The sequence below is a fragment of the Acinetobacter yuyunsongii genome, from assembly GCF_041021915.1.
Lineage (GTDB): Bacteria > Pseudomonadota > Gammaproteobacteria > Pseudomonadales > Moraxellaceae > Acinetobacter.
On sequence record NZ_CP157435.1, the window covers coordinates 657,751 to 681,874 of the forward strand.

19 protein-coding genes and 1 pseudogene are annotated in these 24,124 nt (G+C 39.8%); 13 read left to right on the top strand and 7 right to left on the bottom strand.

Going from position 1 to position 24,124, the window contains the following annotated elements; genetic code table 11:
* Nucleotides 1-26: 26 nt before the first annotated feature.
* Complete coding sequence (locus tag ABLB98_RS03155; RefSeq protein WP_348882810.1) at nt 27-599, bottom strand: DUF2062 domain-containing protein; 573 nt, start codon at nt 597-599, stop codon at nt 27-29.
* 312 nt (nt 600-911) lie between these two features.
* Between ABLB98_RS03155 and ABLB98_RS03160 the strand changes: the two genes are divergently transcribed.
* From ABLB98_RS03160 to ABLB98_RS03195, 8 genes are all read left to right on the top strand, one after another.
* Entirely contained in the window at nt 912-1,505 is a 594-nt protein-coding gene (locus tag ABLB98_RS03160) for a LysE family translocator (RefSeq protein WP_004663686.1), read from the top strand.
* 114 nt (nt 1,506-1,619) lie between these two features.
* On the top strand, nt 1,620-2,189 hold the full coding sequence (gene dcd / locus ABLB98_RS03165) for a dCTP deaminase (RefSeq protein WP_004663684.1): 570 nt from the start codon (nt 1,620-1,622) through the stop codon (nt 2,187-2,189).
* Nucleotides 2,190-2,471: 282 nt separating this feature from the next.
* Entirely contained in the window at nt 2,472-3,845 is a 1,374-nt protein-coding gene (locus ABLB98_RS03170; RefSeq protein WP_348882809.1) for a hypothetical protein, read from the top strand.
* Nucleotides 3,846-3,994: 149 nt separating this feature from the next.
* Nucleotides 3,995-6,079, top strand: a complete 2,085-nt coding sequence (locus ABLB98_RS03175) for a hypothetical protein (protein WP_348882808.1) — start codon at nt 3,995-3,997, stop codon at nt 6,077-6,079.
* Nucleotides 6,080-6,089: 10 nt separating this feature from the next.
* Entirely contained in the window at nt 6,090-6,842 is a 753-nt protein-coding gene (locus tag ABLB98_RS03180) for a hypothetical protein (protein WP_348882807.1), read from the top strand.
* Nucleotides 6,843-6,868: 26 nt separating this feature from the next.
* Nucleotides 6,869-9,262, top strand: a complete 2,394-nt coding sequence (locus ABLB98_RS03185; protein ID WP_348882806.1) for a DUF6160 family protein — start codon at nt 6,869-6,871, stop codon at nt 9,260-9,262.
* Nucleotides 9,263-9,474: 212 nt separating this feature from the next.
* Complete coding sequence (locus tag ABLB98_RS03190; RefSeq protein ID WP_348882805.1) at nt 9,475-10,515, top strand: DUF6160 family protein; 1,041 nt, start codon at nt 9,475-9,477, stop codon at nt 10,513-10,515.
* Nucleotides 10,516-10,614: 99 nt separating this feature from the next.
* Nucleotides 10,615-11,223 carry a Uma2 family endonuclease gene (locus tag ABLB98_RS03195; RefSeq protein WP_348882804.1) on the top strand — a complete coding sequence of 203 codons (609 nt, stop codon included), beginning with the start codon at nt 10,615-10,617 and terminating at the stop codon, nt 11,221-11,223.
* Here the strand turns inward: ABLB98_RS03195 and ABLB98_RS03200 are convergent.
* Nucleotides 11,220-12,146, bottom strand: a complete 927-nt coding sequence (locus ABLB98_RS03200) for a tRNA-dihydrouridine synthase (protein ID WP_348882803.1) — start codon at nt 12,144-12,146, stop codon at nt 11,220-11,222. The two genes, ABLB98_RS03195 and ABLB98_RS03200, sit on opposite strands and share 4 nt — an antisense overlap.
* A gap of 80 nt (nt 12,147-12,226) precedes the next feature.
* Nucleotides 12,227-13,036: a cytochrome c biogenesis protein CcsA gene (locus tag ABLB98_RS03205; RefSeq protein ID WP_348882802.1), complete on the bottom strand. Its 810-nt coding sequence runs from the start codon at nt 13,034-13,036 to the stop codon at nt 12,227-12,229.
* Between the two features lie 147 nt (nt 13,037-13,183).
* On the opposite strand from ABLB98_RS03205, the gene ffh reads away from it, so the two are divergent.
* Nucleotides 13,184-14,590: a signal recognition particle protein gene (ffh, locus tag ABLB98_RS03210; protein WP_016652919.1), complete on the top strand. Its 1,407-nt coding sequence runs from the start codon at nt 13,184-13,186 to the stop codon at nt 14,588-14,590.
* Nucleotides 14,591-14,719: 129 nt separating this feature from the next.
* Here the strand turns inward: ffh and ABLB98_RS03215 are convergent, their stop codons facing one another.
* Both ABLB98_RS03215 and ABLB98_RS03220 read right to left on the bottom strand, forming a co-directional pair.
* A complete protein-coding gene (locus ABLB98_RS03215) occupies nt 14,720-15,463 on the bottom strand; it encodes a pantothenate kinase (RefSeq protein WP_005158532.1) in 744 nt (247 codons plus the stop codon).
* A 14-nt stretch (nt 15,464-15,477) separates the two neighbouring features.
* Nucleotides 15,478-16,230, bottom strand: coding sequence for a biotin--[acetyl-CoA-carboxylase] ligase (locus tag ABLB98_RS03220; RefSeq protein ID WP_348882801.1), 753 nt, complete (start codon nt 16,228-16,230; stop codon nt 15,478-15,480).
* 29 nt (nt 16,231-16,259) lie between these two features.
* On the opposite strand from ABLB98_RS03220, the gene ABLB98_RS03225 reads away from it, so the two are divergent.
* Complete coding sequence (locus tag ABLB98_RS03225) at nt 16,260-17,060, top strand: sulfite exporter TauE/SafE family protein (protein ID WP_087536749.1); 801 nt, start codon at nt 16,260-16,262, stop codon at nt 17,058-17,060.
* Here the strand turns inward: ABLB98_RS03225 and ABLB98_RS03230 are convergent.
* Nucleotides 17,057-17,596: a GTP-binding protein gene (locus ABLB98_RS03230; protein ID WP_348882800.1), complete on the bottom strand. Its 540-nt coding sequence runs from the start codon at nt 17,594-17,596 to the stop codon at nt 17,057-17,059. The genes ABLB98_RS03225 and ABLB98_RS03230 overlap by 4 nt on opposite strands.
* Nucleotides 17,597-17,610: 14 nt before the next feature.
* Nucleotides 17,611-18,575: pseudogene (locus ABLB98_RS03235) on the bottom strand (hypothetical protein).
* Between the two features lie 346 nt (nt 18,576-18,921).
* Here ABLB98_RS03235 and ABLB98_RS03240 point away from each other — a divergent pair.
* The 3 genes from ABLB98_RS03240 to ABLB98_RS03250 are packed head-to-tail and all read left to right on the top strand — an operon-like array spanning nt 18,922 to nt 24,068.
* Nucleotides 18,922-19,617 carry a GntR family transcriptional regulator gene (locus tag ABLB98_RS03240; protein ID WP_004663651.1) on the top strand — a complete coding sequence of 232 codons (696 nt, stop codon included), beginning with the start codon at nt 18,922-18,924 and terminating at the stop codon, nt 19,615-19,617.
* A gap of 10 nt (nt 19,618-19,627) precedes the next feature.
* Complete coding sequence (gene smc / locus ABLB98_RS03245; protein ID WP_348882799.1) at nt 19,628-23,077, top strand: chromosome segregation protein SMC; 3,450 nt, start codon at nt 19,628-19,630, stop codon at nt 23,075-23,077.
* Between the two features lies 1 nt (nt 23,078).
* Nucleotides 23,079-24,068: a cell division protein ZipA C-terminal FtsZ-binding domain-containing protein gene (locus tag ABLB98_RS03250; RefSeq protein ID WP_348882798.1), complete on the top strand. Its 990-nt coding sequence runs from the start codon at nt 23,079-23,081 to the stop codon at nt 24,066-24,068.
* Nucleotides 24,069-24,124: the final 56 nt, after the last annotated feature.

Sequence of the window (24,124 nt, forward strand, 5' to 3'; positions counted from 1 at the left end):
TAAATGCAAAAGCCTCTAAATAAATTTTAGAGGCTTTTTTTAATTTCGTGATTTGAGAGCTGAGCTTGTTTTCTTTTTTTCCAAGCGTTCACCACGCTCCAGCGCCAAAGTAAATGTGTAATTAAATAAAAGCTAATCGCAAATAATACCGCTTCAATGACAAGTCCTGACACCAAAATCTTTGCAAGACTAAAATCAATATGACCATGACCAAAATTTTTAAGCCAATTGATAATTTGGTGTAAAACCCCTAATAGCATATCGCTATTGATCATGTTCACATGATAAATTTTAGTTCCAAACCAAAAACCTAAATAGAGAATTGGAACGATAGTAAGCGGATTGGTTAACCACGCCATACATAGTCCAATCGGTAAGTTCACTTCAAACCATAACACCGTTAGAATAATAAATAGGCTATGAAAGGGTACAGGTAATATCCCCCAAAATGTTCCAATAAACATGGCTTTAGCGATTGAACGACGGTTCACATACCAAAGTAGAGGATTTAAGGTGCGTTCACCAAAAATTCTCATAAATTTTAGACTAGCAACTTTCTCTGATGAAGGCAGCCACTTGTTAAAAAACTTCTTAGGCATAAGCGAGGGAACACATTTAAAGAGAAAAGTGAACGAATGTATATAAAATAACATTATTTACTTATTGAAAACTTAAAATAGCACCAAAGTTTATCTTGTTAAAAAATAAGAATACTTAGAATACGTTATATGTGTTGTATTTTAGCCTGTGTTTTTACTCATGTGACTCTTGAGTAGAGTGTACTTGTAATTAATAAAATATAGATAAAACATTTATTTAAATAGGCTCTCGTCATAAGTGCTTACAGTTAAAATTTTGCTATCAACTGGCAATTATATTAATCTGAATTTATCTTTTAGTGAGGTCATTCAATGATTTCATGGTTTTTTATTGGTTTAGTGATAACCATTTTGCTCACTCCTGGCCCAACCAATACTTTACTTGCATCCTCTGGTATTCAGGTAGGATTGCGTAAATCTCTATTGCTGATTCCTGCGGAGGCAATTGGTTATATTATTGCGATCAGTGCATGGGGAATGTTGATTGGTAAAGTCTCAGCGACATTACCTTTATTACCAACATTTTTAAAACTATTAAGTGCAGGGTATATTATTTTTCTTGCGATTAAATTATGGCGTACAGCAAATCAAGAAGTGATTTTAAATCAACCTACAATTCGACCTAGAGAATTGTTATGTGCAACATTATTAAACCCTAAAGCTTTATTATTTGCTTCAGCAATTTTCCCAACAACAGCATGGCAAACGCAAGAAATCTATGTTGCGCATATGAGTAGCTTTGTCGCACTCATTCTTCCAATTGCACTATTTTGGATTTCAGTTGGTGCTGTGTTGGCAACCAATAAAGTAAAATGGTTATCTCAATCTAAGTTACAGCGTACAGCATCAGTTGTACTGATCAGCTTTGCTATTCCTATTAGCTATTCAGCTCTAATTAATCTCTAATTCTATTTTTCTGCTGCCTTGAACCATCTAGGTAGCAGGGTTCTGTTGTTTTCATTAATGTCGTTTTACGTTAAAGTACTCGCCAATCATTAACTTAGATTTTGGATAAAAGTCATGGCAATAAAATCTGATCGTTGGATTCGTGAAATGAGCGAAAAACACGGCATGATTGAACCTTATGCAGAGAATCAAGTCCGTTTCGATGAAAACGGAGAAAAATTGATTTCTTATGGGGTGTCTAGCTATGGCTATGACGTCCGTTGCGCACGTGAATTTAAAGTTTTTACCAATGTTCACTCTGCAATTGTTGATCCGAAAAATTTTGATGACAGAAGTTTTATCGATATCGAATCAGATGTTTGTATTATTCCACCGAACTCATTTGCTCTCGCACGTACGATTGAATATTTCCGTATTCCACGAAATGTCCTAACGGTATGTCTAGGTAAATCGACTTATGCCCGTTGCGGTATTATCGTGAATGTTACGCCGCTAGAGCCTGAGTGGGAAGGTCACGTTACGCTTGAGTTTTCTAATACCACCAACTTGCCAGCACGTATTTATGCAGGTGAAGGCGTGGCGCAAATGCTATTCTTTGAAAGTGATGAGGTGTGCGAAACCTCTTATAAAGACCGTGGTGGGAAATATCAGGGGCAAACAGGGGTGACTTTGCCGAAGACATAAAATTACTGGGTATTCATTATTAAAGATATAATAGTGAGTACCCGATGAATGGCTGATTAAACAGTAAAATCTATAAAAATCAAATACATTTTAATTTTAATCTTTCATCAAAATGGATCAGATGAATAGTAATGTTATTTTATGAAAAATAAGATATAATCAAAAAAATGATTCCTTTTTGTACAAAATCACAGGTAAAGCATAGATTTTAAATCTATGTGGTGGGGTGCAAAATCGTTATAAAAATAAACATATATGGATGTTTAAAACACGGAGGTCGTTATGCGACGGTTTAAGTTCTTTCATTTAGCAATGCTTACACTGGGCAGTTTATGCTTAAATTCAGCCTATGCCTCTGATACATTACATAGTCTAAGTGATAGTGAAATGTCTGCTGCTACTGGTCAGTCTTTATTTACTTTGCAATACCTTGCTCCTGGGGATACAGGTAATTCTTATAATAACAGCAATGGGAATATTGGCTTCTATAAATTTGGTATGGAGGCTGAACTTCAGCTCAACGCAAATATTAAAAAGTTGCAGCTTGGTTGTGGTGGTGTCAATGGTGCGGGTGCATGCGATATTGATATTGATAACTTTAGTTTAAGTGGCAATCCTGGGGCTTTGACTGGGCAAGTAGTGGGTGGTGTGCAGACTGCAACTCTCGCAGATAGTGCGGCGCGAGTACAGTCCGATGCTCGGCTGATTAATCCCTTTATTAAATTGGCAATTAAAAATCCAAACTCCGCCTCTACTCGTGAACTTATTGGTGTTCAGCTCGGTTCAGAACAAATGTTTGGTTTGTTAACGTTCGGTGAGGAAAATACTACAACACCGAATGGAATTAATAGCTTAAGTGGTTATATGAATATTGGTTCTGCGACAGGGACTGCAATGACACAAGCTCGAACCATGACGAAAGCAACTGCGGGCAATAAGGATATGACTGGGCGAATTAGAATCACTGATGTGGGAGGGGCTACTTTAAATTTCAGTTCAGATACCTATAACTTGGCTTTAACACCTGCGGCTGCGAATGTGGTAACCACGCCTACTGTGGTTTCAGGTAATCGTATGTCAAGCGTGAATTTAACTGGATCAGCAACCGTGGCTCCTATTAGTTTTTCAGGGAAAATGACCGCAAATGTGAACCTTGGATTTGATATTCCTTTGGAAAAAAATGTTACAGGAACAATTACAGGTTTAACGGCTACAGTTCCTATTGTGCAAAGTCTTGGCTTTATTCATAAGTTGCCAATCAACGGAAATTCATTTTCAATGTCTGTGCAAGGTCAAGATCTTCGTTGGCCTGGTGCTGCTGGAGATGCCCTGAGAGGATGGTGGATGGCATTTGAGGATCAAATTGATATTGGGAGTATTTCACCTGCTTCACCTGTTCCTATTACTGATGCAGTGCTTAGCCAAGCCTTAGGCCCAGAGGGGTGTAGTAGTACAACTGCTCCAGGTATTAACTGTGCGTTATATAAAGACCCAATTGAGTGTAAGGCTTTTGGTAGCCCTAATTGCTTTGGGGGTAATTTGCCAGTAGGTCTTGTAGATATTACGGGGACTAATGTAAATTTTCCATTGAGTAATTTACAACTAGGTGCACAGTCTTTTGCTCCTAACTGCTATGGTGGTTTAAAGTTCTGCTAAAGCTTTGTATTTTAAAGTTTTTTTGGTTTTTTAAAAGTAGTGGGTTGCAGGCAAGGATTTGCTAAATTAAGGAGGCAACAACCATGGTGCAAAATGATAAAGTAAAAAAAATAATAAAGTACAGGCTGGCATTGTCAATCGGTATACTTATGGCAACATCTACTCTAGTTTTGTCAAGTTCGGCTTTTGCGCTTGAAGCACTGGATGATCAGAGCTTAAAAGATGTCACAGGCGAAGGTATCGCATTTACACTTAGTGATTTTAGTATGCAGTACAAAGGTGCCGATGACTCCGCAGGTACAGGATATACGCGAATTATTCCTGTGGGGCCACTCAGTCAAACCATTGATGATTATAATGTTGCGCACCCAACGACAAAAATCGGTAAAGCGGATGTATGGTTATATGGTCTGTCAATTTCAGGAAATGACGGCGATTCCACAAAACAGTTTAGTGGCAATACTGTCAATATAGGCACAGCAGATAATCCGTGGTTAATTAGTGTCAATACCGTGACCACGCCGAACTTTGCAGGTGTGAATAGCCCTTTAAGTATTTTAACCCTTGAAGCCCCATTACAGACTAATTTGGTCAATGCTTCTGGTGCCTTGTTGCCCACTGACCCGAACAGTTATGACCTTAAACTTGGAACATGGGCAGATGCTTTTGTACGTGACCCGAGTAAAGTGGAAAACCTTACTGCCACAGGTGATCAGTTCGATTTAAACGGTGCAAATCGTGCGAATCGCCTACGTTTACAGGCGATTATCAATGGCGTGAGTTTAAATGGAACCAATCTTAAAATGTTCCAAACCTTGGGCGGGGCAGAAACTGCAACTGGTTTGGGTCCGAATTACTCAAGTTATAATAATACGCTAGGCTTAGCACTGACCGCTCGCATTAATAGTGGTGATAGTACTGCGTTAAAAGTCGGTGCATCTTCAGATAGTAATATTACAGCAAGTCCTGTATCGAACTGGAGTGCATGGAAAACCATTCATACAGGGGCAAATAATGCATTCGACACAACAGGTAATGGTGGTGCTACTGGCGCAAGTTGTAATAATGCAGGTGCAACAAATTCTTCATTTAATACAGGTGTCGGCTGTCAATATGAAATTCAAACTCGATCAAGAACGGATACCAAAAGCCAGACACGTACATGGACACTGCCTACGGGTTTAAATAATCATGTCATGCGTTTTAGTACACGGGAAACCAGTGATAGCAATGTACTGTCCACACCTGCGATTAGTGGTGGTACTATGCCTGAGTTTGCGGATACAGAGGGCTTATTTTTGTATAAGCCCAATATCAACCTAGTACTGGGTTCTCAATGGCAACCAGTGATATTGGGTGTCGCACCTGATGGTAAGAACTTAGTATTGGAAGTTACACGTATTCCAAACGTCGCGAATGTTTATAAACAAATTTATACCGACTATACAGGTGCAGATGCAAGCTATAAAGGCGGTACCTGTAGTATTTACTGGTGCGGTGGTGCAGGCAACGGTCAGAGAGTCAATGCCACACATAGCAGTATCAGCATTGGTACAACGGAGGCATATGGTACGGCAGGACAAGGACTACTAACGGCATATAAAGGCTCAGATTCAATCGGGGTGTCTTTTGGGGCATTACAGTCTAGTCAGACCGCAAACAGTGATCCTGTCACTGTTAATGAATTGCAGTATAAGCAACGACAATTAATGGGGAGTAATACGTGGCGATCTGCGAGTCTCTGCACTTATTCTATTGCAGGAAATTGTACACAAAGAACTGATCAAACTGGGACTTTGTATCAATGGCAATATAAAAATGCTAGTGGTACGTATGTAACAGGACCAACTGCCGTAACAAAACCAACAGATGTAGCTCAGTGTAGTACAGCATTGTTTAATGGAAATGGTAGCTGCTCAATTGTTTCACCAGCAGTGACAGTTGATAGTTATACATACCTGGCATGTCCAAATAACGCAGCTTGTACCCGATATGGTACGACTTCCAATCGTTCTTGGGTGAATGGAGCATGGCAAGCTACTACAGATTCAACGGTTGATAATTTTATTGGAGGAGTAAATGCAGGTTATGGTCAAACAGGAGTCAGTTATGCAACCAATCAGGCAGTTGACCCAACATCTCAGTTAAAGGCAACCCCTTTAAATAATCTTGGTTCTGTCGTCATTGATGGGATGCTGATTCAGCACATGAAAATCACCACCAAAGGACTATAAGGAGAAAATCATGAAAAAAAGTATTTTGTTTTCTTCTTTGTTGGTGCTGTTCACATCTGCCCATGCAGAATTGCAAAGTTTAAATAATCAGCAGTTACAACAGGTTGAAGGGCAGGCGAGTGCTGCCACCATTGACTGGACTTTGCGGCTGAACCAAAAAGAAACCACAGCTGGTTCTGGTGTTTATACATTTGATACCGACACCTGTGCAGACTTGCGCTTTTGTCGTTTTGCCGTTTCTTCAAATAACCGTTATGACGATGGTTCTTATGTGACTAGAGACCCTATAACCAACATAGAAACGATTCATGACAAAAACGGCAATGTTATTACAGCAACAGGTCGTAAACAATGGATTGTATTTAAAGGCATACAGGGGAGTATTCAACTGCAAAAAGTCGATATCGATGGTACAGACTTATTGTATAGTTCCGATGCAAATATGACGGCTATACCCGACCAAATTAAAGCGGCCTTGCAAGTATCATTTAAAGCGGCTAACCCCATTAAAATTCGCAACTTTGGGTTTGATGCTCTGTCGATTGAAACCGATACGGTTGCAAATGAAGGGGCAGGAAATGTTCCAGGTTATTTAAATGCCGATAAGTACGGTGCTACAGCAGGTACAAATATTAAGGTCACAACTTCGGTTTATGACCAAGGTCGTGAAACAGGTTTTATGGGAATGATGATGAATGGCAATTTGGCATTACAAGGTAACTTAAAAGTGTTTAGTTGTGATGGATCAATGAAACGTTGCTAATTCAATTCGATTCATGGAGGATAGAAATGAAAAATAACAAAAACCGCCAACTGCCTGTATTTCGCCTGACTGCTTTGGCGATGAGTTTATGTGCAGCACAAAGCTCCGTTTATGCCATGCAGGCACTGAACGAGCAAGACTTACGTGCGGTCAATGCGCAAGACGGTATTATGTTGGATACTCAATACGACAGTCTAAACATCGACCGCCTGTATTGGGAAGATAAAGTGGGTATGTCGACTGGGTCGGATACAGCTTTACGTGCTTATGCCGATGGCATCTCGATTACCAAAAATAGTCCAACAGATCATATTGGCACAACGTATAAAATCAATGCAGGTTCAGACACAGGCACAGGAAAAGCAGGTGTGGACTTAAGCATTGTCTCACGTTATGGCACGATTGCTGCTGACGCATTTAAAATTTGTGATGCTGAGGGTAATAACTGTGGTCAAAGCCCATTTGGCTTAACTGTGCAATCGACCAAAGACGCAAAACTGCATTTTATTACTCAAGATGGTTTGTTTAGCCCGACCAGCTTATCGAGTGCTGAAATTTCATTGGTCGATGTCAATATTTATTTGAGTAATTTAGAAAACAGCACTCAGCCGCTTTCTTCAACCATTAACCAACTTATTTTGAAAGGCTTTAACTTCAATGTGAAAGGTCAGGGTTATATGTATGTTGACCCAATCAAAGGCCTTGTTTTAAGTACAGAGCCAGGTTCAGGTACGGGTACATCAGGTTATTTTGATTTAAATCGCGTTTGTACAGATGCCGCATCATGTGCGACCTATGGATTGAAAGCATGGAACTCAAAACCAGGTCTAAATATTGACTTTGTTGCAAAGAAAAACTCAGGCAATATCAATGGTAAAACGACTTATAACGTAGATAACACTTCGGGTATGATTCGTGTTGGTGCATCGGGTCGTTTAAAAAATGCCAGTTTAACCATTCGAGGGACTAACGGTGCTACAGATACCAATGGTGCCATTATAGGTGAAGCATATTCGGCAGGAAATAGTACCTTTACGCCAGATTCAGGTTCGGTAAATATTATGGGCAGTTCGGGCATTGCCATGCGAGTAAAAGCCGACTTTACCAATGACGTCAGTAACCCAACTACGTTAGAGCTTGGTCATGGCGGTGACAATGCCTATGCATTACAATTTAGCAATTTTAGTCCCTTGCTGATTCGCAAACAGAATAATGGTGGGGCTTTCAACCCAGATGCTGCTTATTTCGATTCGGGCAATGTGTATGTCAACCTTGCCAACACCAAACGCTTGGCTTTGCCAGAAAACTCGGCGTTAAATGCAGCACCATTTCTAGCTGGAAAGCTGACAACATCGGATGATTATAAGCAGCTTGTGCATAGTGCTACAGGGGCTAACCCGAATGCTGTGGTTGTTGCGACACGAGGAACAGAGTTTCAGGCGCTTTCACGCCAAACCCAGTTTATAGCCAGTCCAGATGTCTATAAAGATAATATTACCGCCAACGACCCTGTGGGTGGTGGCTCGTGGGGCTTGGGTCTGCCGTTTTATAACCTCAACAGTAATCTCGCAATTTATGGCACAACCTTCACAGGTAAGCCTTACGGTTCAGCAGCGGTTGAAAATGCACAACGTCTTGGTTTTGCACTTGGTATGACGACTCAAGGCGTCAGTGCAGATGGTAGTAAAACAACTTCAATTTTATTGATTGATGGTAAAAAGTATAGCCCTACCAGTTTTGATGAAACAACAAAAGTCAGAAATGCTGACTCTGAGGGTGACCCAATTAACTATTATATTGGTCTGCGTAACATTGATATGTTGTTGAAAGGCTACGGTAGCATAGGTATGGAAAACGGGTCGTTAAACCTAAACATTCCAGACTTTATGTTTGCTGCGGCAGGTCAGGTTGCGGTGGGTTATTTACCAGGGTCGCAATATAAAACTTCACTGGGTGGTACTGCAAAATATGCACCTATTGATGGTTTTTTAACAACTAAAGATGTCTTATTTGGCTTGCGTTTACGCATGGCAGGCAGTGTTGACATGACCATGGTGCCAGGTGGCACAACCGCTGAAAGCAACTTTATTAGTTTCGATGGTAATTTGAACCTGACCAGTGGTGCAGTACAAGTGGTAGATCCTGTTGATGGTTCAATTGTTGGATTTGACAATATTACAGGTAAGTTCGGTTTTAGTAACCAAATTAAAATTCATAAAGATAATGTGGATTTTAATACGGCATTTACCATTAATCCAGATAAACAAGCAGCGGATGTTCTGAGAATCAAGGATTTAAACTTATATCCCGCTACATTCACGGGTGGGGTTCCTACAGGAGTGGGAAGTGCACAACGTTTGGGTGAAATGGTGTTTACTGGCGGTAAAATTACCAGTCAGTTTAATATTACACCGCACTAAATTGGCATAGTAGCTTAAAATATGCATCTCGGATGCCTTTAAATTTGGTATGTAATTTTTAAAATTTTACAAACTCAGCATTTTTTCAATGCTAAGACTAATGGTGTTCTGTGATCAACGCTTTAAAACCTTTTATCTTTTAAGGTTGTTATCGATCTGAATTATGCTAGACTACAGGTCATATTTTAAACATTTGTCTACGGATTAGGGCAATGGGAAAAAACAAAAAATTAGGATGTTTATCGCTGTTGTTGTTCACTCCTATGGCGATGGCAATGCAACCCCTTGACGATCAAAGTCTTTCTGCTATGACAGGTCAAGACGGTCTGACCGTAAGTGTAAATATTTCTAAGATTGACTTTAAACAAGCTGCAATTATTGATAATGACGGCTTTAGCAATCCAGATGCAACTTTACCAGGGAAAGCGGCTTTAGTGATGGCTACTAGTCCAGGTGGGCCTGCTAATATTGGTATTGATTTTGTGCAAACATTTAATGCAAATGGTTCCATTCAAAATAGTTCGTCTGAATTATTTAAAGCCGTCATAGACTCTGATGCAGGCACAGGCACAAATGGTGCATTCGCCAATGTTGCCTTGACTTTGGGAAGTGATGTAAATGGTCTTCGAATCCGTCCATTCTCGGTTTATTTGACACCAGACCAATATGATCCTGGCGATTCTACCAAACATGCTATCTCTACTTTGGTGGGATCAACCTACACACAGCACTCTATTTTTAGTACAGGTACAACCCTTAAGTCTGCAAATATTAAAGAATTATTGCGTGTGAATAATAATATTGATGTTAAGTTTGTGGCCAATAATAAACCGCGTATGAATATTCAATTAGGATCTTCACCACAAGGTCATTTAGTCATGTTTGGTGGCGCAGTTGATTCGGTTTGTGCTTCGACTACTTCTCAGCCAAGTGGGTGTTCATTTAATTTAGTTTCGGGAGCGACAGGAGCTAAATTTGATTTACAAATGTCTGGGAAAGATGCCAATGGCTTTTCTTTAAATGGCTTCTATGCAGGTATTGAAGCTGGCGCAGGTAGTATTCCTGGTGCTGTTGTATTTGGTAATATAGGTGTTTCAGATAAACTAAATTTGAACTTAAATAATGTTTGGTTAGGAGATGCTGGTGCTGCAAATGCCAACGTTTTTAATGGTTTAAATAACGGTTCTTTAGGTAATATTGGTGCAGTTGGTATTTCTGCGACTAATTTGAAAATGCGCGTGAGTGGCATGTAAGTTTTCATTCACCATTTTCCAAAGCGACTTCGGTCGCTTTTTTTTATAGCTGAAAAATGCTATATGTTATTTCATGGTACGGATTCACAGGAAATGAACATGTCACTTGCAAAAAAATATGCTGTGATCTCTGAATACGATTATTTAGAGGGAGAATTACTGTCTGACATTCGTCATGAATATATCGAGGGTGAAATCTATGCCATGGGTGGAGCACATAAATATCATAATCAAATCACGGGTGAAGTCTTTCGAATATTTGCGAATCATTTATTAGACAAGCCATGTCAACCTTATGCTTCAGATATGAAAGTTAAAATTGATAAAAAATACTTTTATCCAGATGTCATGGTGGATTGTAGCAATGAAGAGACGGACTACTTTGTTGAAAAACCAAGTATTATCGTTGAAGTTTTATCGAAATCCACTCGTCAGCGCGATAAAACAGACAAACGTTTAGCCTATTTCCAAATTCCCACCTTAAAAGAATATGTCATGATTGAGCAGGACTTTGTCGAAATTGAATTTTGGTCACGAGATCAAGATAATCTTTGGCAACAGTCGGTTTATTATTTAGGTGATGATATTACCTTTCATTCGATTGGTTTGACTGTTGCAGTTGAAGATATTTACCGTCAGGTTAAAAATGAAGATATGCTAGAATGGTGGGAAAAGAAAGCCCAGCAGCAAATTGATCTGCATAATTAGCGAGTTAAATTTTTTAAAATTTCATCCAATTGTTTTAGTTTTTTTACCTGATCCCAAAGTGCTTGTGCTTCTGGATAGGCTTTGGTCATCATACCTAACCATTGCTTATAACGTCCGATCATTCCAATTTCAGTTTTGTACTGGCCACTTAAAAAACGTTGCTGGAGTTGCACTAACTCTGACCAAGAAAGGATAGCTTGATCACTATTCTCTCGAATACATAAGGTTAAATCTGGTGTTGTAACCGCACCACGTCCAATCATAATATCATGACAATCTGACTGCGCTATACAAGATTTGGCATCAGTATTATTCCAGATTTCACCGTTGGCAATGACATTGATTTTTAGTGCCTCAGTAATTGGCTGAATTTTTTCCCAGTAAGCGGGTGGGGTATAGCCATCTGCTTTAGTACGCGCATGTACGGTAAGCCAATTTGCGCCAGCATCTTCTATCGCATGTGCATTATCTAAAGTGTGGTTTTCATCTAGATAGCCCAGACGCATTTTAGCTGAAACGGGTATATGTGCAGGTACAGCATCACGAACTGCTTTAACTAAGAGGTGTACGGTTTCAGGTTCATCCAATAGAACAGAACCACCACGATGACGATTAACAGTTTTAGCGGGGCAACCAAAATTAAGATCAATTGCTGGAGCACCGAGTTCAACAACTTTCGCGGCATTGGCGGCCAACATCTCTGGATTATTCCCAAGAAATTGTACATGCACAGGTGTGCCTGCTGCGGTTTTACCTGAGTTTTTGAGTTCGGGACAAAAACTATAATAAATATGATCTGGAAGAATACTATCGGTAATACGAATAAACTCGGTTACGCACCAATCAAAACTGCCAACATGAGTGAGCACATCACGCATGATCGGATCAGTTAGACCTTCCATTGGAGCGAGCACAAGTTTCACGATGATTATTACCTAATGAAGCGAATACAGCGTTATACGCATTTTCAGATAGGCTGTCTAGTTTATTCTGAAGCTAGAAATCAACGTCCTAGAATCATTTCTAAAACAAACTTACTACCGATAAAACCAATTGCAAGTAAGATAAAACCTGTAATGGTAAAGCGAATTGCTTTGCGCCCACGCCAACCGAATTTGTAATGGCCAATTAAAAGCGCACCATATAAAAACCATGAAATAATACTAAAAGCGGTTTTATGAGCAAGATGTTGAGCAAAGAAGTGATCAATTGTAAAAAAGCCAAAGAGAAGTGCAGCAGTGAGTAAGCCAAAACCTGTGATAATTAAATCAAAGAGTACCGATTCCATCACTTGGAATGGTGGAAGTAAGTTAACCCAAATTCGTCTTTTTTGTTTCTTCTTAAGTTCTCTATCTTGAAACCAAAGCAATACGGAATGAATAGTTGCCATTAGTAAAACAGCATAAGCTGATAAAGAGAGGATGATATGAAGATCTAAACCTAAGCTATGTTGTTCAATGACTTGGTTTGATTGACTAAAAGCATATCCTAAAATTAAACCAATTGCGGCAACAGGAGTGCCGATTAAATTTAATGGCAAGATTGGTCGAATGAAACTTAAAATTAAACTGAGTGCTAACATCAGCCCCGAAGTAAATGACATTAGGTTAAATACATCATAATTTACTCCCATTGGTGTCATCATGTCTTGATAGAGCACCGTACTATGCAGTAGTAGCCCTAGACCAATCATAATCGAATAACACCAAAGATTTGGAGTACGTTTTGACATCAAACGTATAAACAAATACCAAAAAGAACTGGTATAGGCTACAAGTGCCAAAATTGTGTAAACCAAGGGGAGACTGATCATGTCAAACCTTTTTCAGGGGGTTGAATAATATTCACTATATAAGATGTAAATTCGCTTCGAACTACAGTATCCTATAGCATCTTACGCATAAATTTTCTATTTTAAGAAAGATTTTTTTGCAACTAGCCATTTTAAGCGGATTTCGCAATGTTTGATACCTTAACAGAACGACTCACACAGAGTTTAAGAAATGTTACTGGCTCAGGGCAGCTGACCGAAGACAATATTAAAGATACCTTACGTGAAGTACGTATGGCACTTCTTGAAGCCGATGTGGCATTACCTGTAACTCGTGAATTCATCGCGAAGGTTAAGGAAGAAGCTCTCGGTCAAGAAGTCATGACTCAGCTTTCTCCAGGTCAGGCATTTGTAAAAATTGTCTATGATGAACTCACCAAAATGATGGGTGAGGCAAATGAGACTCTAGATTTAAGTGCAAAGCCACCTGTCGTGGTTTTACTTGCAGGTTTGCAAGGTGCGGGTAAAACAACAACTGCCGCAAAATTAGCGCGTTTTCTGAAAGAGCGCCAAAAGAAAAAAGTAATGACTGTTTCTGCTGACGTGTATCGTCCAGCCGCAATCAAGCAGTTAGAAACCGTATCCAATGAAGTTGGCGTGGGTTTCATTCCATCGCAAGCATCTGAAAAGCCAATTGATATTGTTAATCGTGCGATTGAACAAGCTAAAATCCAGTTTGCGGATGTTTTAATTGTCGATACCGCAGGACGTCTGCATGTCGATGAAGACATGATGGATGAGATTAAAGAATTACACGCTGCAGTTAAGCCAACAGAGACTCTGTTTGTTGTCGATGCGATGACAGGTCAGGATGCTGCTAATACAGCAAAAGCATTTAACGATGCTTTGGCGTTGACTGGTGTTATTCTCACTAAAACTGATGGTGATGCACGTGGTGGTGCTGCGCTTTCTGTTCGTGCGATTACAGGTAAACCGATCAAGTTCTTGGGTATCGGTGAAAAACTAGATGCACTTGAGCCATTCCATCCAGATCGTGTTGCACAACGTATCTTAGGTATGGGTGACGTACTTTCTTTAGTCGAAGAAGTTGAACGCAAAATCGACAAAGAAAAAGCCGAAAAAATGGCGAAGAAATTGCAGAAAGGCGGAACCTTCAACTTTGAAGATATGCTGATGCAATTTGAGCAAATGAGCAAGATGGGCGGTATGATGGGCTTCTTGGATAAGTTGCCTGGCATGAGTAACTCTGGTATTCAAGATGCGATTGCACAAGCAAATCCTGAAAAGCAAGTGAAAAAAATGGAAGCGATTATTCAATCGATGACCATTAAAGAGCGCCGTAACCCAGATTTGATGAATCCAAGCCGTAAAAAACGTATTGCTGCGGGTTGTGGTATGGACGTTGCTGAAGTGAATAAATTAATTAAGCAACAAGCTCAAATGGCGAAAATGATGAAGAAATTTGCGAATCCGTCAGGAATGAGCAAAATGTTGAAGTCATTAGGTAATATGCAAAAACAATTTGGTGGCGGTAACATGGGACCTTTATTTGGTAGTAATGAACCAAAAAAATAACCTAAAGCTCTCTAGAAAAGGCGCAAACTGCGCCTTTTTACTGAATGCCCAACTGATTGAGGCTGCTCAGGCAGGGCATTTTCGCACTGAAGATGGATATACGATGTTTCCTCAGTTGTTCCAGATACTTCAAACATTGGTTAATGCTGACTTAAGTTGAACGTAATTTTTTAGTCCTTTAAGTAAGAGATCAGATTCAATCAAAGGTCGATGGTGTTGCAGAAATTTGGCAAATATCTCAGCATCTCCGCCTGTTAAAATCAGGTGTTTAGGTGACTGTTGCATAATTTGATCAATGGTACTAATTAGACCTAGCAAGATACCGTGATGCACAGCATCAACGGTGTTGTGCCCTGGTTTCAGATTATCGAATGCAGAATCAGGAATTTTAATACCTTTGGTATTTTGAATGAGTGAATCTCGTTGTAAATATAAATTTGGCAGAATATAACCGCCTAAATGTTGTAACCCTTCTACTAAATCGATGGTCAGCGCTGTACCACAGCCAATCACACAAAAGTTTTGATCAGGTTTTGAAATTGCTAAGACCTGTAACCAACGATCAATCCCGAGTTGACTTGGGACATCATAACCACAACGAAGCCCTGCATAATTAGCATGTACCTGAGCGAAGATAATTGGAATTTCCAAAATATCGAGGATCATTTGAATACGTTGATTATTTTCTGTATCTAAAACAGATGAAATCCCAACCTGACTTAAATTTTGATGCCTAAAATGTTGAATTAAACCTAAGAGTAAATCGGCTGGTGACTGTAAGTGTAATTCTGCAGCATGCTCAAGCACTTGATCATTTTCGGTAATCCAATATTTTAAACGGGTATTACCAATATCCAACCATAGACTTTTCATAAAATGATCATTCCTTAAATTGGTGCGAGGCGTAAACGGCCTTGATAAAAGGGTTGAACATGATCGGTTTTAATGAGTACAGCACCATCATTGGAGATGCCTTGAAAACGCCCTTGAAGTTTACCTTGCGTATGTTCAAACTCAACTTGTTGATTGAGCCATATTGCATGATGATTAAAGCGTTCAGCTAAATTATAACTGCCATGTTCAAACCATTGAGAAGCCTGTTGAATCGTAGTGTAAAGCTCAGCAATCAGTGTTAAACGATCAATATGAGCTAAACCGAGCATCGCCAGAGAAGTAATTGGCTGATCCGCATTTTCTACAGGGGGCGTGTTTAAGTTAATGCCTACGCCAACAATCGCTTGATGAGGGGAGAGTGGTTCAACCAGAATACCTCCCCATTTTCCTTGAGCACTATATAAATCATTTGGCCATTTAATTTGTAAACTTAGACTTTGTAAGCTTGGCATTTGTAGGATATTTAAAGCAACTTCCAGTGCAAGACGACCATCTAAAGCTGTTTTGGTTTGAATCAGTGTGCTTAAATAAATATTACCTTCAGGAGAAGACCATTGCCGTTGGTGCTGACCTCGACCTTGTGTTTGCTGTGCACTGCAAACTAATCCTGAGCTAATGCCTTTTTGTGCAATTTCACGCATATCATCATTTGTCGATGTTGTCGTCGTTTTGAGCAAGACTATTTCAGGAAATTGATTTTTTGCATTAAGTAATTGCTGAAGCTGGCGAGTTGCTAAATCTTCCATTGTTTTATAAGTAGAGTGGTCATGTGTTTATGGAGTTAATCATATATTTACTGATTGGCGCAATTGCTGGATTTACTGCAGGTTTGTTTGGTGTTGGCGGTGGATTAATTATTGTACCAATTTTATATATTGTCTTTACTCAAATGCATTATGACCCGAATGTGATCATGCATATAGCTGTGGGGACATCTCTAGCTACAATTATTGTAACATCAATTAGTTCTGTGACTGCTCACCATAAAAAAGGCGCTGTCTTGTGGAATGTATTTCGTAATTTAGCACCAGGTTTGGTTTTGGGGTCTTTCTTCGGTGCAGGTGTGGCGGATTTACTCTCTGGGCAGCATTTACAGTTAATTATTGGTGTATTTGCAGTGTGGATGTCTTATAAAATGTTTAGCGGAGCGCATGCTGTTATTGATCCAAATCGCCACTTACCATCTGCACCATTACAGTTTATTGCTGGTGGTGGAATTGGGGTGGCATCTGCGATATTTGGGATCGGTGGTGGTAGCCTAACGGTACCTTATTTGAACCGTCATGGTGTGGTGATGCAAAAGGCGGTGGCAACTTCAGCGGCGTGTGGATTGCCGATTGCGATTGCTGGTGCAATCGGATTTATGTGGTTTGGTGCAAAAGAGCAAATTAATGTGCCAAATACGATTGGTTATGTTCATATTTATGCTTTTCTTGGTATTAGCGCAATGAGCTTTATTACAGCTAAACTGGGAGCAAAAGTAGCACATCGCTTATCATCTGCGATGTTAAAAAAATCTTTTGCAGGCTTATTAGTTGTTGTTGGCTGCTACTTTATTTATAAAGGTTTAATTTAAGTTATCAGCCCATAATGTACTTCAATATTTGCGATCAGCGTCTCTACCAATAGCAAAACATCATCCTGTTGCCGTGCATCGATGAAAAACAGAGGGTAATTAACGCCTTGTGTTGCAAGCCAATCTCGGTACATCGAAAGCGTTCTTTCTGGTTTTTGATCAATATGAGTAATCGCAATCACAATATTATCGCCAAATGGTTTGAACGCTTCTACATACTGAGCTAGATCGAGTAGTGGATTTTCTGTGGCGTGGTCAATCATGACAATCGTACCAATTGCACCTTTGTAAATTACAGCCCAAATAAACTCAAAACGTTCTTGTCCAGGCGTCCCGTATAACCCGACTTTGACGCCATTATCTGAAGTAATCTCACCATAATCGATACCGACAGTGGTGAGCATTTTTTCATGCGATTCATCAGTATTTAAAGCCTCGGTGCTGAGTACATCAATTTCCGAGAGGGCCTTTATCGCACTGGATTTACCTGACCCCATAGTTCCACCAAAGACAATTTTATATTGTTGTATAATCATAGAGTTATCCTAGGTTAGAAGCCTAAACGGTTACGTAATCGACCAAACAATTTTTTCATAAAATTTTGTTCAGTCATATTTTGATTATTTTGCGGATGATAGTTGGCTTGATGATCTTTGATAATTTTGCCGTAATTTGCACCTAAACTTGCTGCAACAAATTGTTTGACACGCTGTTCAGGTAATTTTAATTGGCTGGCTACAACTGAAATTTCAGCCCCTTTAGCAAAACAAGCAGCCATACGTAAAATATCTTGGCGCTCAATTTTATTTATTGGTTGTGGCCAAATCTCTAAATAGAAACTTGATGCAGAGGGGGGCAAAGTTCATTAAAATCTTTTGATGCCCAAAGTAAATTCCATAACCATTGTTTTAAATCTTGTTGTGGAGTCTCTGTGATCCAAAGTTGGTCATTTTGTGTGGCGTAGGTGTAATTTAAGCTTGGATCTGTATGTAATGTTTGTAGCATCGGATTTTGCCAAACCCATTCGTTACGAGGGTCTGCAATTGCAATTAAACCATTGTGATCAAACAACTGAATTTTGCCATTTTTAGGATTGAGGATTTCTTGTAGAACTTCCCCGATTTGTTTCCGATGAATTGTAGTATTCGTTGCTTGAGGTGGGGATACTTTCTCTATCGCAGCATTTTTAGCTAAGCGCTCATTTAGCCATTGATGTAGTGAGTGAAGATGATTCAATGGTAGATATAGAATGTCATCTTCGATTGAACTATTTTTATCAGCATTATTGGCAATTTGTAGAACATTAATATGGTTATTGTTGATTAAACTTTTGATATTCGGTGAGTCAAAAAAGATATGATTGATCATCAAAATATCGAGATGTGGTTCAGCAATATTGCTCCAATTGACTTGGATATGACTAGGAATAGCAGTTTGTACATGTTCTTTTAATTCATTCAATGTTCTGAGACTGAGCCCAAAAATTGCGATATTAACAGCTTGATGAACACTCATAATGCTACTCATAATTGCTGAGCAATTCAGTAAAATTAATAAAAATGGGCTTACGTTGGTAAAAGTATTATTTTATGTGATTTATATCAATAAATTTTTGGTAAATAAACTAATTTTCAGATATTCAGTTAGCGCAATTTCGTAAGCTTAACTCATTGATCTTAAACATAAGGAATTTAAATTTTTAACCAAATATTTCCTTAAAATATTGTTTTTATCTTTCGATTGACTTAAAAAGCAATAAAATTGTTAGACAATGATATAGAATTTATACAACGAGATCAGTTAAAACAAAAAAGCGCAAATAGCATTGGAATATGCGTATAACAACGATAGCGAGGGGATCATGAATCTCGAAGAGGCTGATAGTCTTTCTGAACAGATTGCAAAATATATTAGTGAACAAATTATTAGTGGTGAGCTGGTTGAGGGAGAGCGTATTCAAGAGCTACGTATTGCGAAAGAATTAGATGTGAGTCGAGGTTCTGTTCGTGAAGCTTTGCTACTACTAGAACGTACTTATTTAATTGAAATTTTCCCAAGACGAGGTGCAATTGTTTCTGAAATGTCAGCTCAACAAGTTAAAGCTTTGTTTGATACCAATGTCATGGTACTTGGGCATATTGTGCAACGAATTAGTGAGACTTGGAGAGTTAACGAGGCTGAACAGCTACAGACCTTATTAGATCAACTGGTTGAATTTGTACGTGCTGGGGACATTGAAAAATTCTACGATTCGATTTTTAAATATTTAGCAGATCAGCATGATATGGTGGCCAATCCCTATTTAATGCAATTTTATAAAGAACTGTTGCCTTCGTTACGTCGTAGCTACTTTTTAACCTTAAATACTTCACGTCGTGAATTACAGGAATCTTTTACCCTGTTTAAGTTAGTGATTGATGCTATTTTGATCCGAAAATCACAACAAGCCGCTTTATTTATGGAAGATTTTTGTCGACACTTACGTAACCTTGTGTTGGAATCTCTGACACGTATGAAACAGATTGAATTGGCTTGGGCGAGACGCTCACGCCGCTAGTTAGGGCAGTATGCGTTTAAGCAGTTTAAAACTTTCAGGCTTTAAATCTTTTGCCGATAGTACTACATTACATTTCAAAGCAAACCGTACTGCGGTGGTTGGACCGAACGGTTGCGGTAAATCAAATGTCATCGATGCTATTCGTTGGGTTATGGGTGAATCCAATGCACGTCAGTTGCGCGGCGGTAGTATGCAGGATGTCATTTTTACCGGGACAGCCAAACGTAAACCTGTCGGGGTTGCCAGTGTCGAACTTCGTTTTGATAATACTTATGGCAAATTAGGCGGTGCTTATAATGCTTATAGCGAGCTGGCCGTCCGTCGCCAAGTCACACGTGAAGGTAAGTCTGAATATTTCTTAAATGGCACGCGTTGTCGTCGTCGTGATATCACCGATATTTTCTTGGGGACAGGCCTAGGGCCGCGTTCTTATGCGGTGATCGAACAGGGCATGATTAACCGTTTGGTCGATGCCAAGCCCGAAGAAATGCGCGTGTTTATTGAAGAAGCTGCTGGGGTATCACGTTATCAGGCGCGTCGTCGTGAAACCTTACAGCACTTAGAACATACTGAACAGAATTTGGCGCGTTTAGACGATATTGCCGCTGAACTAAAATCCCAACTTAGAAGTTTAAAGCGCCAGTCTGAAGCCGCAATTCAATATAAGACCCTAGAAGGGCAGATTCGAACTTTAAAAATTGAAATCCTTTCGTTCCAAGCGAATCAGAGTCAGAAATTACAGCAAGAATATACGGTTGAAATGACGGCACTGGGCGAAAATTTTAAACTGGTTCGTTCTGAATCTCAAACCATTGAACATGATCTTGAAGCCACCAGTGCTTTATTCCAGCGTTTAATTCAGCAATCTTCGCCTTTACAGCATGAATGGCAACAGGCTGAGAAAAAGCTGTCTGAATTAAAAATGACCTTGGAACAAAAACAGAGTTTATTCCAGCAAAACAGCAGTAGTTTGGTTCAACTTGAACAGCAAAAATTACAAACCAAAGAGCGTTTACAATTATCAGAGTTACAGGTCGAAACTTTAACAACTCAATTTGATGAGCAAAACGAAAGCTTACTTGCTTTAGAACAGCAGACACAAACGGCTGAGCAAAATTTTAGCGATGTTCAAGCACAACATAAGCAAGCACAACAGCAATTTGAACAACTGAAAATCCAAGTCGATCAGCAACAACAAAAAAAATTGCAGATGGCAGCGCAAATTGAGCAGTTGGGTAAGAATGTGCTACGGATTGAGCAGCAAAAGCAGACCTTGCAAACACAAACCACTCAGATTCGTGCTCAGGTTCAGGATGATGAACAGGCGCAGTTAGAACAATTGCAGCAGCAACTGCAACAGGAAATTATTACGTTAGAAACTGCGATTGAACAATTACAGCAGGATGTTCAGACTAAGCAAGATCAACAACAGTTAAGCAAGACTGATGTACAGAGTTTAAAAACAGAGATTCAGGTGTTATTGGCTGAACAAAAAAACCTGAATCAGCTTGTCGCAAAGCAAAGCCCGAAGCAGGATCAACATGCAGTTCGACTGATGCAAAGCCTACGTTTAAGTGCTCAAGCTAAAGCGCATGCAAGCATTATTGAGAAATTCTTGGCTAAGTGGCTGCAAGCGCAGTTGATTGGGAATGAGCAAGCCTTCCAAGAGGGTATCGCACGGCAGTTAAAATCATCACAACAGCAGCCTATTCAAATTGTAGAGCTGACTTGTTTAAGTGAGTGGATCGAGGCACCACAATCTTCTTTATGGACAAATGTCGCCGTTGCAGAAGATTTAGCCGCAGCATTGCGATACCAAGTGCATCTCCAGCAAGCACAATCTATTCTGACGCTTGATGGTTATCATGTCGGCTCAGACTGGGTGATTGCACTGCACTATGATGAAGACAGTCAAACTGCGCAGGGGATGCTCAGTCATCAGGTGCGTTTAGAGGAAATTCAACAGCAACTGGCACAGAAACAACCCCAGTTGCTTGATTTGGAAAACCAGTTTTTCCAACAACAGCAAAGCCTGCAACAGCAACAACAAATCTTGCAGCAACAGCAGCAAAGTGTGAAGCAAAAGCAAAAAGAACTGCAACAGCTGGATGTACAAATTGCCAAACTGCAAAGTACCGCACAGGCTTTTGTGCTGCAACAGCAGCAACTGGCAGAGCAACTGAAACAACTGGATGTGCAGCTTGAAGAAGATGCCATGCAGCGTGATGATCTGGAAATTGACTTACATGCATTGGCACTCAAACTCGAAGCAGTATTGCCAAATTATAAAACCTTGCAGTTTCAGGTGGAAAACTTGAATGAGCAGTTGGATGAGCAACAACAGCAGTTGACTCAACAACAACAGCAACGTGAAGCTTTACGCCGCCAGACCTCGCAAGCCAATCAGCAAATTGAATTGTTAGAGAAAGATATCTCGTTCCTGAAAACACAATACCGTCAAATCATCGAACAAATTGAGCAGGCGAAGAAGTTTGTTGATCCGATTCAGCTTGAGCTGCCGAACTTGGAGTCTGAATTTCACGAGCAATTCCAGCAAACAGAAAAGCTACAGAAAACATGGAATGAATGGCAGCTTGAACTAAATCAAGTACAAGAGAAACAGCAACAACTCACAGAACAACGTCATCAAGCTCAACAGAAAGACGAGCGGGTGCGTGAGCAGTTGGAACAAAAGCGTTTAGCATGGCAGGCAGCAAAATCAGATCGTGAACATTATCTGGAACAGCTGAAAGAATTAAATGCGGAAGCTTTATCTGATCTGTCAATAGAAATGAAAGATCATCAGCAAAAACTGGAAAAAGCGCAGCAGCAATTCGAGAAAATCGGTGCTGTGAATTTAGCGGCTTCAAAAGAATACGAAGAAGTTTCACAGCGTTTTGATGAGCTGAGTCATCAGATGCAGGATCTACAAAATACGGTTGATCAGCTTAAAGACGCGATGAAAAGTATTGATCAGGAAACGCGTAAGTTGTTTATGACCACTTTTGATCAGGTCAATCAAGAGTTACAACTGCTATTTCCAAAGGTGTTTGGTGGTGGTGAAGCGACTTTAAGCCTTGAAGGTGATTGGCAGTCGGGTGTGAAATTAATGGCGCGTCCGCCAGGTAAACGTAACAGTTCTCTGGCATTATTGTCAGGTGGTGAAAAGACCTTAACTGCTCTGGCTTTAGTATTTGCGATCTTTAGGTTAAATCCAGCACCTTTTTGTGTATTAGATGAAGTTGATGCACCACTTGATGATGCCAACGTGCAGCGGTATTGTAATTTGGTAAAAGAGCTTTCTGAACAAGTGCAATTCATTTACATTACACATAATAAATTGGCGATGACAATGGCAACTGATTTACTGGGAGTGACCATGCCAGAGCCGGGCACATCAAAATTAGTGACTGTCGATTTAGAACAGGCAAAAGAATACGGGTTAGTTGCGGAGTCCTAATATGGAAATGAATACAATAATAGGCATTTTTATCGCCGTTGTGATTATGCTCGTTGGTTTGATCATGATTTTAAGAAAACCAAAACCAGTTGAGCCTTCATTAGAAGCAGATCTTCATGTTAACCCTGAAAGTCAGCAACCTGTGATTCCTCGTCATGTGCGAGATCAACTTCTACAAAGCAATGTCGCCGCTACAGTTGAACGTGTTGAACCAAGTTTTAACACGGCACCGATTGAAGCAAAAGCGCCAGTTGAAACAACTGCTGCAGAAAATATTGTAAAAGCGAGTGAAACTGATGTTGTGATTGAACCTGAGCCAGTCGTTGAGTTCACTACGAGTGCAAATAAACAAGAGACAATTCTTGAATCGCAGTCTCAAGACGAAGTTGAAGCGCTTTTAGCAACGCCAGAAAAAGCTGAGGATGAGAAAGCTGAAACAGAGCTTAGCTTAAACCCAAATATTGCAACTGTTGAAATTGAAGAATTTGATGGTGAAAGCAATATTCTGGATGTGCATCTGCATGAGCAGCAACGCTGTGATGATGAAAGTGCATTGGCGACTGCTGAACAGATCATTGCCCTTAATGTTTATCCAAACCCACGCCGTGCTTTGTCTGGTGATAAAGCTCTCAAAGTATTGTTGAAATACGGTCTGCGTTTTGGAGAGATGTCTTGCTTCCATCGTTATGAAAATACCGATGAGCCAAGCCCATTAATGTTCTCTGTATTACGTGTCACAGATAATGGACCTGCTGGTTTTGATTTGGAAAGTTTGTCGGGAGAACAAGTACAGGGATTAGCGTTCTTTCTTGCCTTACCAAATAGTAAAGCTGTAACAGGTTATGACATGATGACCAGTATCGCAGGCTTAATTGCGCGTGAGATTGATGGTAAGGTCTATGATGAAAACAATCTTGAATTCACGCCGCAGTTGAAGGAACATTGGCGTCATCATGTGATTGATTATCGTCCAAATCAAGCAACCGTCTAATGAATCTTTTATAATAAATTTAGTAAAAATTATAGGGCGGTTTTTCCGCCCTTTTA